The following is a 12,536-nucleotide window of genomic DNA, read 5'->3' on the forward strand; positions in this document are numbered from 1 at the left end:
TGCACTAAGTTGTTAGAAACCGGGTTTCTCTTTGAGATTAGCAAGTCAATTTTTAATTCAAGCCTAAATCTAGCTGTTTTTTGTAACGTTTGGTAACAGAATTGACGGGTCAACAAGATCAGACTAGATAATTATACTTAAAGGGTCATAAGAATAGTTGGCTCTAAACCAAGCTGAATAATCCTTGTCACGGTTAGCTTATGACCTTAAAGACTACTGGAGGGGGTATTAAGGTTATGTATTCAAGTACGCATCTAACCCAGAATAATTTGGGTCATTTCGGATTAGCATTTAACCCAGATTCATCTACTTTCAAGCAAACCCAAGAGATGATCTTTATTGACTCTAATGTTTCTGACATCGATCAACTCATTGCCGGAGTCCAACCTAATACAGCCGTTTATGTTCTCCATCCCCAAGAAAACGGCATTGCACAAATTACGACAATTCTGCAACAACACGCCGCTATTGAAACGGTTTATTTAGTTGCTCATGGTAAACCGGGGTGTTTATATTTAGGCAATACTATTTTTCATCAGGAAACCTTGCCTACGGTTAGCGAACTCCTGAAGACTTGGAATATCCGTCAACTGTTAATTTATGCTTGCAATGTGGCGGATGGGAAAACCGGAGAGGCGTTTTTACAGCAATTACATCACCACACAAACGCTAAAATTGCGGCATCTTCTCACCCCATTGGTCAAACCGAATTCGGACAAAATTGGCAACTGAATCAAACAACTCATCCGATAGAAATTAAGTCTGTTTTTAAACCCGAAGTCATGGCAACTTATTCGGGAGTTTTAGCCGCAGGGGATTTAGATACAACCTTCAGTGGGGATGGTATCGTCACAACAGACTTGGGTAGCGGGACTGAAGACAATGGAAGTGTTATGACGTTGCAACCGGATGGAAAAATTATTGTTGCTGGTACTTCTAACGATGATATTGCACTTGTTCGCTACAACAGCAACGGCAGTCTTGATACTACGTTTAGCGGAGACGGAAAACTCACGACGGACTTAGGGGGTGAGGAGTTCGGCAACAGTATGGTATTGCAGCCCGATGGTAAGATTGTTGTGGTTGGTCGCCTGGGTTATCCCAATTTTAATTTTGATATTGCAGTTGTTCGCTACAACAGCAACGGTAGTCTTGATACCACGTTTAGCGGGGATGGAAAACTCACGACGGACTTAGGGGGTTATGAGTCTGGCGAGAGTGTCGCATTGCAGTCTGATGGCAAGATTATTGTCGGTGGTAGCAATCAACTATTACGCTATAACAGTAACGGCACTCTCGATACCACATTTGGTGAGAATGGCATCAAAACCTTTCCTGTGAACTGGGAAGTTGATGGCTATAATGGCATCAGCATAGCAGTGCAAGCGGATGGTAAGATTGTTGTCGCTGGTGGTATTTTCGACGCTGTTCTGGAAAACTTTGTCGTGGCACGTCTTAACAGTAATGGCAGTCTTGATACTACGTTTAGCGACGATGGTATCGTCACGACCGACCTGGGTGATGAGTTTGAGTGGTCTTCAGGCTTAGTATTGCAACCCGATGGTAAGATTGTTCTTGCTGGTAATACCGGAGACGGCACATTTCGTCACCCTGCTGACTTTGCTGTCGTCCGCTACAACAGTAATGGTAGTCTTGACACCACTTTTAGCGGGGATGGAAAAGTCACGACGGACTTAGGGAGTTGGTATGACTTTGGCCAAAGTGTAGAATTACAACCCGATGGTAAGATTGTTGTGGCTGGTGATTCTGATAGTAACTTTGCTGTAGTCCGCTACAACAGTAATGGTAGTCTCGACACCACCTTGAGTGGGGATGGAAAACTCACGACGGACTTAGGGGGTTCTGAGTACGGCGGTAGTGTCGCATTGCAGTCTGATGGCAAGATTGTTCTGGCTGGTTCTTCTAGCAATGACTTTGCCGTTGTCCGTTATCTAAATGATACTGCTTCAGGAACAATTAACGGTACGGCTAATAATGATATTCTCACAGGAACCGCCAACCCAGAAATCATTAACGGTTTAGGCGGAAATGATCAACTTTTGGGTAATGGTGGTAATGATACTTTAAATGGCGGTGATGGAATTGATACTCTCGATGGCGGAGCAGGTAACGATCTACTCAAAGGCAATGCAGGTAATGATATTTACATTGTCGGCACTGGGGATGTTTTGACAGAATTAGCCAACGAAGGAACCGACTTAGTTCAATCTTCTATTAGCTATACCCTTCCTGTCAACGTTGAAAACCTAACCTTAACTGGAACTACTGCCATTAACGGTACAGGGAATACGGTAGCGAATATCATTACGGGTAATACTGCTAATAATATTCTCAATGGCAGTACCGGAGCCGACCAACTTAAAGGCGGTACAGGAAACGATACTTATGTTGTCGATAATGCTGGGGATATTGTTACAGAATTAGCTTCTGGAGGAACAGATTTAGTCCAATCTTCTGTAACTTATACCTTACCTGTGGAAGTGGAAAACCTGACCTTAACCGGAACCACAGCTATTAATGGTACAGGTAATGCTTTAGCTAATATTATTACAGGAAATACTGCTAATAATATCCTGAATGGGAGTACCGGAGCCGACCAACTGAAAGGCAGTACAGGAAACGATACTTATGTTGTTGATAATGCCTTAGATGTTGTTACAGAATTAGCTTCTGGAGGTACAGATTTAATCCAATCTTCTGTTACCTATACCTTACCTGTGGAAGTCGAAAACCTAACCTTAACCGGAACTACTGCTATTAATGGTACTGGTAATACTTTAGTTAATATTATTACCGGAAATACTGCTAATAATATCCTGAATGGGAGTACCGGAGCCGACCAACTGAAAGGCAGTACAGGAAACGATACTTATGTTGTTGATAATGCCTTAGATGTTGTTACAGAATTAGCTTCTGGAGGCACAGATTTAGTCCAATCTTCTGTAACTTATACCTTACCTGTGGAAGTCGAAAACCTGACCTTAACCGGAACTACTGCTATTAATGGTACAGGTAATGCTTTAGCTAATATTATTACCGGAAATACTGCTAATAATATTCTTAATGGCAGTACCGGAAATGATAACTTGATTGGCAGTAGCGGTGCTGACCAATTATTAGGTGGTGATGGCAACGACTCCCTCAGTGGAGATGCCGCTAATGATACCCTGACGGGTGGACTCGGTGCGGATAAATTTATCTATAATACTAATGCAGCCTTTACGACTACTGCGGTAGGTTTGGATTCTATTACCGATTTTACCATAGCCCAAGGGGATCTGATTGTATTAGATAAAACCACCTTTACCAGTATTAGCAGTATTGCGGGAACTGGGTTTTCTGTTGCTACTGAATTTGCTAAGGTAACAACGGATGCTCTCGCTGCTACCAGTGCCGCCGATATTGTTTATAATACCGCGACGGGCGGATTATTCTACAATCAAAACGGCACAGCCGCAGGTTTTGGCACAGGTGCTCAATTCTTAACCTTAACCACTAAACCTGTCTTAACAGCAACTCAATTTGTAATTCAAGCCTAATTCTCAATTGAGAGATAGAGAAACCCGGTTTCTGGTAGAAACTGGGTTTCTGAGGTTATATAGCAGTCCTAAATAGGCTGTAATATTTTATCGTAGGGGTTTGGTTTCCAAACCCTCTTTGCGCCTGGGTTTGGAAACCAAACCCCTACAAAACTTTTTCACAAATCATTTAGGATTGCTATAGCATTTTTCTAACTGAGAGATAAAATTGATAAAATCTTCCTTAAGGAGGATGTTAAATTAATAATTTTGTTAGGGGCAGAAAAACGATTTTGTGCTAAAGTCTTAAAGACTAATTTTATTATTTTTTTACCATGAGTGACTTAATTGCGATCGCTTACGATGACGAATACAAAGCCGAAGAAGTGCGTCTAACCTTGATTAAATTACAAAAAGAACATTTAATCGAATTAGAAGACGCAGCAGTTGTTGTCAAGAATGCTGAAGGGAAAGTTAAACTCAAACAGGCTGTTGACTTAACAACGGCTGGTGCGGTCAGTGGTGGGTTTTGGGGTTTATTAATTGGAACTTTATTCCTGAGTCCAGTTTTAGGGGCTGCGGTCGGGGCTGCTGCTGGGGCTGCTAGTGGCGCATTAAGTGATATTGGTGTTGATGATAACTTTATGAAGTCTTTGGGGGAAACAATGCAACCCGGAACCTCTGCGCTGTTTGTTTTAGTGCGGAAAGTCACCCCCGATAAAGTGTTAGAAGAAGTCGCACCCTATGGGGGGAAAGTATTAAGAACCTCCCTGAGTAAAGATGAAGAAGCCCAATTACAGGAAGTTCTCACCAACCGAGGCGTAACGGTTTAATCCACTGTTTGAATTCGATTCTGTGTCATAGGTAAAATTAGCTAAAATTGCTTTAAGGGTGCGTAAAACAAAGCTGACGCACCCGATTTTTAACAATTCTAATTTTTTTATAAAGATTAGCCTTAGAATTTTTATAATCGTTTATAATCATAGAAATTTTGATCATAATTGTTAAGATTATATCAGAATTCAAGCATTTAGTAGAGTGTCAAAAAAATTAGATTTGATATACTTTACTTTAGCATTTATATTAAAATAGCCGACCGTTAACGGTTAACGACCTAATTATAGAGGACGGAAAACAATGGGACAGACTCTACTCGAACAACTACGCGAAATGACCGTTGTAGTGGCGGATACGGGAGATATCCAAGCCATTGAAATGTATACCCCCAGAGATGCAACCACCAACCCTTCCTTAATTACCGCTGCTGCCCAAATGCCTCAATATGAGGAAATTGTGGATAATACCCTCAAAAAAGCGCGTCAGGAGTTAGGGAAAAGTGCTTCCCCTTCAGAAGTTGCCACTTTAGCCTTTGAACGATTAGCCGTTGCCTTTGGGTTAAAAATATTAGAAATTATTCCAGGGCGGGTGTCAACGGAAGTGGATGCTCGGTTATCCTATGATACGGAAGCCACCATTGCTAAAGGTCGTTATTTAATTGAACAATATGAAGCCAATGGCATTTCTCGCGATCGCATTTTAATTAAAATTGCCTCCACTTGGGAAGGAATTAAAGCCGCAGAAGTTTTGGAAAAAGAAGGGATTCATTGTAATTTAACCCTCTTATTTGGGATTCATCAAGCCATCGCCTGTGCCGAAGCGGGTGCAACTTTAATTTCTCCGTTTGTGGGGCGGATTTTAGATTGGTATAAAAAAGAAAGTGGACGAGATTCCTATCCCCCAGAGGAAGACCCCGGTGTGTTATCTGTCACCCGAATTTATAATTATTATAAAAAATTCGGTTATCAAACAGAAGTCATGGGGGCTAGTTTCCGCAATATTGGGGAAATTACCGAGTTAGCAGGTTGTGATTTACTAACGATTTCTCCCGCTTTATTAGAAGAATTACAATCTACAGTGGGTGAGTTACCTCGCAAACTCAATCCCCAAACTGCTACAACTTTTGAGATGGAAAAAATCTCCATTGATCAAGACACCTTTAACCGAATGCACGCCGAAGATCGGATGGCTTCGGAAAAATTAGAAGAAGGAATTAAAGGATTTTCTAAAGCCTTAGAAGCGTTGGAAAAATTCTTAGCAGATCGATTAGCTAGAATTGAAGGGGAAGAAGTGATTAGTCATGCGGCGGAAGATATTTTTCGCGCCTATGATTTAGATGGAGATGGTTATATTACCCGTGAAGAATGGTCAGGAACCGATGCTGTTTTTGATGCCCTTGATCAAGATAATGATGGTCAAATTACCGCCGAAGAAATGGCGGCTGGACTGGGAGTATCGTTCCATTTAGCCACTGTTTAAATACCCAAAACCCTCAAAATGTTGTAGAGACGTTTCATGAAACGTCTCTACATATAGCCAGAAAGATCAGGCTTTAAACCGATTTTTTAGTAATTTTACGGATGACTGATGCGCCATAAAGTTTTATTATTATGAAATCTATACTTAAATCTCAAGATGAGTCCCTCGATTCCCGATTCTATTTTAAACGATCTAATAGCCGATGATCCTGAAAGGCTAGGCTCTTTAGATGATTTGCAACGAAACTTTGCTGCAAATCTTCTCTATCTTCAAGGTCAATTACCGACAACAGCAACCCCCCAAGAGTTATATCAAGCCTTAGCTTATACTGTTCGACAAGTATTAATGCCTGATTGGGTGAAAACGATTCAACGGGATGCTCAAAACAATATTAAACGAGTTTGCTATTTTTCTACCGAATATTCCTTTGGCTGTCACCTGGCTAATCATATCATCAATCTCAATTTATGGGAACCTCTACAACAGATTCTTGAACCCTTCAACTTACAATTACAAACCTTAATTGAGCAAGAAATCCAACCCAGTTTAGGTTATGGAAATGTTTCACAATTACCTGTTGATCAATTAGACTCTCTTTCTACTTTAAATCTTCCGGCTATTGCCTATGGAATTCGCTATGAATTTGGCGTTTTTGATCAAGAAATTCATCAAGGTTGGCAAGTCGAAAAAGTCGATAAATGGTTACGTTATGGAAATCCTTGGGAAATTGCTCGTCCAGAAGCCATGGTAGAGGTTAAATTAGGGGGTCATACGGAAGCTTATTATGATGAGCAAGGACGCTATCGAGTGCGTTGGATATCCCCTCGTCGGATTAAAGGTGTTCCTTATGATACCCCGATTTCCGGTTATCAAAGCCATCGGATTAATACCTTACGATTATGGAAAGCCGAACCCATTGTTTCCCTGAATTATCAAGATTTTAATATGGGGGATTATTATGGAACAGTTCAGGGAAAACCCTATGTGGAATTACTTACAAAAGTCTTATATCCCCATGATGAACCGATTCAAGAAAAACAACTGCGTTTAGAACAACAATTCTTTTTTGTGTCCTGTTCCCTGCAAGATATGATTCGGCATCATTTAGCAACGGGAAAGACGTTAGACACCTTTGATCAGTCTTATACAATTCAACTTCATGATACTCCCAGTGCGATCGCTATTGCAGAATTAATGCGATTATTGATTGATGAATATGGTTTAGAGTGGGAACAAGCTTGGTCAATTACCCGACAAACCTTTACCTATGTCAACCCCACACTATTACCCGAACTTCAAGAGAAATGGCCGATTGGATTATTAGGAAGTTTATTACCCCGTCACTTAGAAATTATCTATGAAATTAATAACCGATTTTTAATTAATATTCGCAGCCAATATCCGGCAGATTTTGGTAAATTAGCCCGATTATCTTTAATTGATGAAACGGGAGAACGTTATGTGCGGATGACTCATTTAGCTTGTGTGGGAAGCTATGCCATTAATGGGATTTCTAACTGGCAAACTGAACGCTTGCAACAAGCAATTATTCCTGATTTCTATGAATTATCACCGGAAAAATTTAGAACAATTAGCAGTGGAATTACCCCCAGGCGTTGGTTGGTCTTAGCTAATCCCAATTTAACCCACTTAATCACTTCTAAAATTGGCAATAGCTGGATTAAAAACTTGACGGATTTGCATCGCTTAGAAGCAGAATCAGATCAACCCGAATTCCGATCGGCTTGGCGTAATATTAAACAAGAAAACAAACAACAACTTGCAAATTATATTGAAGAAAATTGTGGAATAAAAGTGAATCCTGATTCTATTTTTGATATTCAAATAGAACGGATTCAAGAATATAAACGCCAACATCTTAATATTTTGAAGATTATTACTCTTTACAATCGAATTCGGAAAAATCCCAACTTTGATTATGTTCCTCAAACCTTTATTTTTGGAGGAAAAACAGCCCCCGGTTATGTGATGGGGAAATTAATGATTAAATTAATCCATGCGGTGGGTCAAGTGGTGAATTCAGATTCGATCATTGGCGATCGCTTAAAAGTCGTATTTATTCCCAATGTTAATATAACCTTAAGTCAACGTATCTATCCAGCCGCCGATGTGTCTGAACATTTAGCGATGGCGGGTAAAAAAGCTGGAGGACTGGCAATTTTGAAACCTGCTCTCAATGGCGCATTAACCATGGGAATTGTAGATGGTGCCAGTGCAGAATTACGCCATGCTGTGGGAGAAGAAAATTTCTTTGATTTTGGCTTAAATTTACCCGAAACAGAAGCACTAAAAGCCAAGGGTTATAATCCTTGGAGTTATTATCATGGGAATGAAAATCTACGACAATGTATTGATCAAATTGCATCGGGTTATTTTTCCCAAGGCGATCCAAATTTATTTAAAACCTTAATTGATGCCTTATTATACCATGATGAATATATGCTGTTTGCGGATTATCAATCCTATATAGATTGTCAAGATCAAGTCAGCCAAACCTATCGAGATTGGGAAAAGTGGACGCGAATGTCAATTTTAAATGTGGCGCGTTTGGGTTGTTTTTCTTCCGATGCAATTGTCCAAACCTACTCTGAGAATATTTGGCAGATTCATCCGGTTTAGGATATTATTAATTTTAAGTTTTGTACCCAGTTTAACCCGCTAATTTGACATTTCCAGAGGAGATCATAACCGAATGAGTAAGATTACGTTTGCAGAGCAGTTTCGCTACAGATTTGATAATTTCATGTCAAAAGGAACCATTGCTTTAGTCAGTGGTTTAGCATTAGTGTCCTTAGCCTTTATTGTGCTCATGGGATTTTTAGTCAGTCTCGCCAGAATTGCACCCCAAGGCGATACAGGGTTGAATCCTTTTGAGGCGATGTGGGCTGTTTTAATGCGTACCTTGGACGCGGGAACCATGGGAGGAGACGAAGGCTGGTCATTTCGTCTGGCGATGTTATTTGTTACCTTTGGGGGCATCTTTATTATTAGTACCCTAATTGGTGTGCTCAGTAGTGGCATTGATACCAAGTTAGAAGATTTACGGAAGGGACGTTCACGGGTAATTGAAACAGATCATATTGTGATCCTGGGTTGGTCATTACAAATTATCACGTTAATTAATCAACTGATTTTAGCAAATGCTAATCGTTCAGATACTTGCATTGTGATTCTCAGTCCTGAAGATAAAGTTCAGATGGAAGATCATCTGTATGATCAGTTAGGGAAATTGCGTCAAGTTCGCCTTGTTTGTCGCACGGGAAATCCCAGTAATTTAGCTGATTTAGGCATGGTGAATATTCAGGCAGCCCGCTCAATTATTATTTTAAATGAGTCTCCCGCCAAATCAGATATTAATTTAATTAAGATTCTTTTAGCGATTAAAAATTTACCTCGGTTAGAGTCTCAACCCTATCATATTGTAGCACAAGTTCAAGATATTAATACCCTCGATATTATTCAACTGATTGGACAGGATGAAATTGAAGGATTACTCACTCAGGATTTAATTTCCCGGATTATTGTTCAAACTTGCCGCCAATCGGGTTTATCGATTGTTTATTTGGAATTATTGGATTTTACCGGGGTTGAAATTTATATTCACGAAGAACCTGCTTTACAGGGACAATCCTATGGAGATATTCTCCTAGCTTATAAAGATTCTGCGGTGATAGGAATGCAATTAACGGATGGAACAATTCAACTCAATCCGTCAATTGAGAGAATCTTACAACCCGCAGAAAAATTAGTGCTTTTAAGTGAAGATGATAGCACGATTCGTTTATCAGGTGTTTCCAAATCTGCGATTAATCACCAGGGTATTCAACTCACCCAAAAAACAGCGATCGCAACGTCTGAACATACATTAATTTTAGGATGGAATGATCGGATTCCTCGGATTGTGCTTCAACTCGATCAATACGTTGCCAGCAACTCCAGTGTAACTCTAGTTTCACCCTTTCCTGAAACTGACATCATCGACTATTTAAAGACCTTGAATTTGCAACAACAAACCCTCCATTATTATCAAGGATCAATCACAGAACGGAACGTTTTAGAGTCTCTAAGTTTAGAAAAATATCACCATGTTATTGTGTTGTCTAATCCTGATTTAGACCCGGAAGAAGCCGACGCTCAAACGTTAATTACCTTAATCTATCTTCGAGATATTGCTGATCGCAAAAATCCTAATATACAGATTGTCACTGAAATGTTAGATACCCGCAATCAAGCCTTAGCTCAGGTAGCGCGTCCCGATGATTTTGTAATTACCGAACAAATTATTAGTCGGATGTTAGCCCAAGTTTCAGAACAGAAAAGCTTAAATTCTGTATTTGCTGAATTATTTAGTCCTGAAGGGTCGGAAATTTACCTCAAACCGGTTAGTAACTATGTGAATCTTAACGAACCGATTAATTTTTATACTGTTGTTGAAGCTGCCAAACAACGGGGAGAATCAGCCATTGGTTATCGCTGTTTAAAAGATGCTCAAAATTTAGCCAGAGGTTATGGAATTGTACTGAATCCAAAGAAAGATGAATTGGTAAAATTTTCCCCTCAAGATCGGATTATTGTTTTAGCGGATTGCTAAAGTTAATCAGGGTGCCATCTCAATTCTTTAATATTCTCTCCTATTCTTCTACTTCTTTAGGGTCACAAGGAATAGCACTTTTTTAAATAAAATGTTACAATATAGCAATCCCAAATAGGTTGTAATAACCTCTATGACTAAAACCCTTACTGTAGGGGTAATTCATGAATTACCCCTACCACAAATCAAATAGGATTGCTATATATAAATTGCAGCCAATATTTATTAAAAATCAGTACAATAAAACGATTATTATGTATACCCTAGTATTGGGAGGGCAAAATGATTACTTCAGAACCTATTATTTTAAGTTTCAAAAATGTTACCTTAAGCAATGATCAATTTTATCAACTTTGCCAAGATAATGAAAATTGGCAGTTGGAAAGAACCGCTAAAGGAGAATTGATAATTATGCCCCCCGTTGGTGGAGTCAGTGGTAATCGAGAATCAGATTTGAATGCTGATTTAGTCATTTGGAATCGTCAAACTCAACTCGGAAAAGTATTTAGTTCTTCTACTATCTTTCGTTTACCTAATGGTGGCGATCGCTCTCCTGATGTGGCTTGGGTTGCGAAGGAACGTTGGGAATTACTAACAGCAGAAGAACAAGAAAAATTCCCCCCCTTATGTCCTGATTTTGTAATTGAATTACGTTCTCGTACTGACTCCCTAACCCAACTTCAAGCAAAAATGCAGGAATATCTTAACAGTGGTTTGCGTTTAGGTTGGTTAATTAATCCTCAAGCACAACAAGTAGAAATTTATCGTCTTCATCAACCTCTTGAAATTGTCCAATTACCCACAACTTTATCAGGGGAAAATGTCTTACCAGACTTTATTTTAAACTTACCTCTATTTTAAAATGACACAATAGTCTTCTAAGCTGTTCCCTAGTGATAGAAAAACAGGATGCTATTGAGTTAAGCTATAATGGGGTAAACGTTCAGGGAATAGATATGAGATGCTAACGATTAAACCTCGCTTTGAAACCTTTGAAGAATACCTAAAATATGACGATAATTCGGAAAAACTCTATGAACTATTTAATGGAGAATTGATAGAAGTGCCGCCAGAATCAGGGTTTAATATCCAAATTGCTAATCGTCTCTTTATGGTTTTTGCCTTAATGTTAGGAAGCGATCGCGTTAGAGGACACGGGTTGGAACTAGAAGTCAGAGGCGAACCCAAAAACCGCTATCCTGATCTAACTATTATCCGAGAAGAACATATTCAACAACTATCAAAGCGTAACACCATTCGTCTGAACATGGCCCCGCCTCTGTTGGTTATGGAAATAGTTAGCCCTGGAGAGATACAAAGGGAGAGGGACTACATTGCTAAAAGAATTCAGTATCAAGATTGTTGTATTCCTGAATATTGGATTATTGATCCCCAAACTCAAACTATCTTGGTATTAGAACTGATGGATAATATTTATACAACGGTAGGTAATTTTAGTAACGATGATTTAGTGCGATCGCCTGGATTTGGGAAACTCAACTTGAAGGTTTCTGAGGTTTTGAATTTTAATTAAAAAAGAAACCCCAGTTTTAGTTCAATTCAAGAGCGATCGCTCTTTTTAGGATCAACAGCGATCGCTGGGCGGTTGATTTTAACGAAAAAACATTTATGAAATTGGGATATTATTAAGGAAAAATTAATAAGAATCTCTATTTTCACTGAATGGGAGTTTCAATTCAATGCTGCAACCCGCCGAAACCGTCAAACTGTTTGTTAAACAACCCGAACAACATTATGCCGCAGGTCAAGTTATTTTTGAAGAGGGCAAATTGGGGGATGTCATGTTTGGCATCCTCCAAGGTGAAATTGAATTATGGGTGAATGGGAAAGTGGTAGAAACCTTGATTGCGGGAGATGTATTTGGGGAAGGAGCCTTAGTTCAACCCGATAGAACACGAGCGTCTACTGCTATTGCTAAAACCGATTGTCTTTTAGCAATTATGGATCAATCTCGATTTTTGTTTGCAGTTCAGCAAACGCCCATGTTTGCCTTAGAAGTTCTCAAAAGTTATTCGGATCGTTTACGTCGGATGAAACGTTCTCTTTAA

8 protein-coding genes are annotated in these 12,536 nt (G+C 39.5%); all 8 read left to right on the plus strand.

Annotation, left to right across the window (positions count from 1 at the left end; translation table 11 throughout):
* Positions 1 to 236: 236 nt before the first annotated feature.
* The 8 genes from NMK36_RS05930 to NMK36_RS05965 all read left to right on the plus strand — a co-directional run bounded on the left by NMK36_RS05930 (position 237) and on the right by NMK36_RS05965 (position 12,536).
* Complete coding sequence (locus NMK36_RS05930; RefSeq protein WP_254173281.1) at positions 237 to 3,560, plus strand: DUF4347 domain-containing protein; 3,324 nt, start codon at positions 237 to 239, stop codon at positions 3,558 to 3,560.
* 314 nt (positions 3,561 to 3,874) lie between these two features.
* A complete protein-coding gene (locus tag NMK36_RS05935; protein ID WP_072717265.1) occupies positions 3,875 to 4,372 on the plus strand; it encodes a DUF1269 domain-containing protein in 498 nt (165 codons plus the stop codon).
* A 304-nt stretch (positions 4,373 to 4,676) separates the two neighbouring features.
* Positions 4,677 to 5,855, plus strand: coding sequence for a transaldolase (locus NMK36_RS05940; protein ID WP_254173282.1), 1,179 nt, complete (start codon positions 4,677 to 4,679; stop codon positions 5,853 to 5,855).
* A gap of 156 nt (positions 5,856 to 6,011) precedes the next feature.
* Positions 6,012 to 8,495 (plus strand): glycogen/starch/alpha-glucan family phosphorylase, encoded by a 2,484-nt coding sequence (gene glgP / locus NMK36_RS05945; RefSeq protein WP_254173283.1) that lies wholly within the window; start codon positions 6,012 to 6,014, stop codon positions 8,493 to 8,495.
* Between the two features lie 73 nt (positions 8,496 to 8,568).
* On the plus strand, positions 8,569 to 10,467 hold the full coding sequence (locus NMK36_RS05950) for a CASTOR/POLLUX-related putative ion channel (RefSeq protein WP_254173284.1): 1,899 nt from the start codon (positions 8,569 to 8,571) through the stop codon (positions 10,465 to 10,467).
* A gap of 282 nt (positions 10,468 to 10,749) precedes the next feature.
* Entirely contained in the window at positions 10,750 to 11,328 is a 579-nt protein-coding gene (locus NMK36_RS05955; RefSeq protein ID WP_072717260.1) for a Uma2 family endonuclease, read from the plus strand.
* A 100-nt stretch (positions 11,329 to 11,428) separates the two neighbouring features.
* Positions 11,429 to 12,001: a Uma2 family endonuclease gene (locus tag NMK36_RS05960; RefSeq protein ID WP_072717259.1), complete on the plus strand. Its 573-nt coding sequence runs from the start codon at positions 11,429 to 11,431 to the stop codon at positions 11,999 to 12,001.
* Positions 12,002 to 12,167: 166 nt separating this feature from the next.
* A complete protein-coding gene (locus tag NMK36_RS05965; RefSeq protein ID WP_072717258.1) occupies positions 12,168 to 12,536 on the plus strand; it encodes a cyclic nucleotide-binding domain-containing protein in 369 nt (122 codons plus the stop codon).

It is taken from the genome of Planktothrix pseudagardhii (assembly GCF_904830925.1).
In the GTDB taxonomy this organism is placed as follows: domain Bacteria; phylum Cyanobacteriota; class Cyanobacteriia; order Cyanobacteriales; family Microcoleaceae; genus Planktothrix; species Planktothrix tepida.

Bases quoted from the DNA above. Each gene is read 5' to 3' on its own strand.
- NMK36_RS05930 (WP_254173281.1), top strand. From the start codon at position 237: ATGTATTCAAGTACGCATCTAACCCAGAATAATTTGGGTCATTTCGGA.
- NMK36_RS05935 (WP_072717265.1), top strand. From the start codon at position 3,875: ATGAGTGACTTAATTGCGATCGCTTACGATGACGAATACAAAGCCGAA.
- NMK36_RS05940 (WP_254173282.1), top strand. From the start codon at position 4,677: ATGGGACAGACTCTACTCGAACAACTACGCGAAATGACCGTTGTAGTG.
- glgP (WP_254173283.1), top strand. From the start codon at position 6,012: ATGAGTCCCTCGATTCCCGATTCTATTTTAAACGATCTAATAGCCGAT.
- NMK36_RS05950 (WP_254173284.1), top strand. From the start codon at position 8,569: ATGAGTAAGATTACGTTTGCAGAGCAGTTTCGCTACAGATTTGATAAT.
- NMK36_RS05955 (WP_072717260.1), top strand. From the start codon at position 10,750: ATGATTACTTCAGAACCTATTATTTTAAGTTTCAAAAATGTTACCTTA.
- NMK36_RS05960 (WP_072717259.1), top strand. From the start codon at position 11,429: ATGCTAACGATTAAACCTCGCTTTGAAACCTTTGAAGAATACCTAAAA.
- NMK36_RS05965 (WP_072717258.1), top strand. From the start codon at position 12,168: ATGCTGCAACCCGCCGAAACCGTCAAACTGTTTGTTAAACAACCCGAA.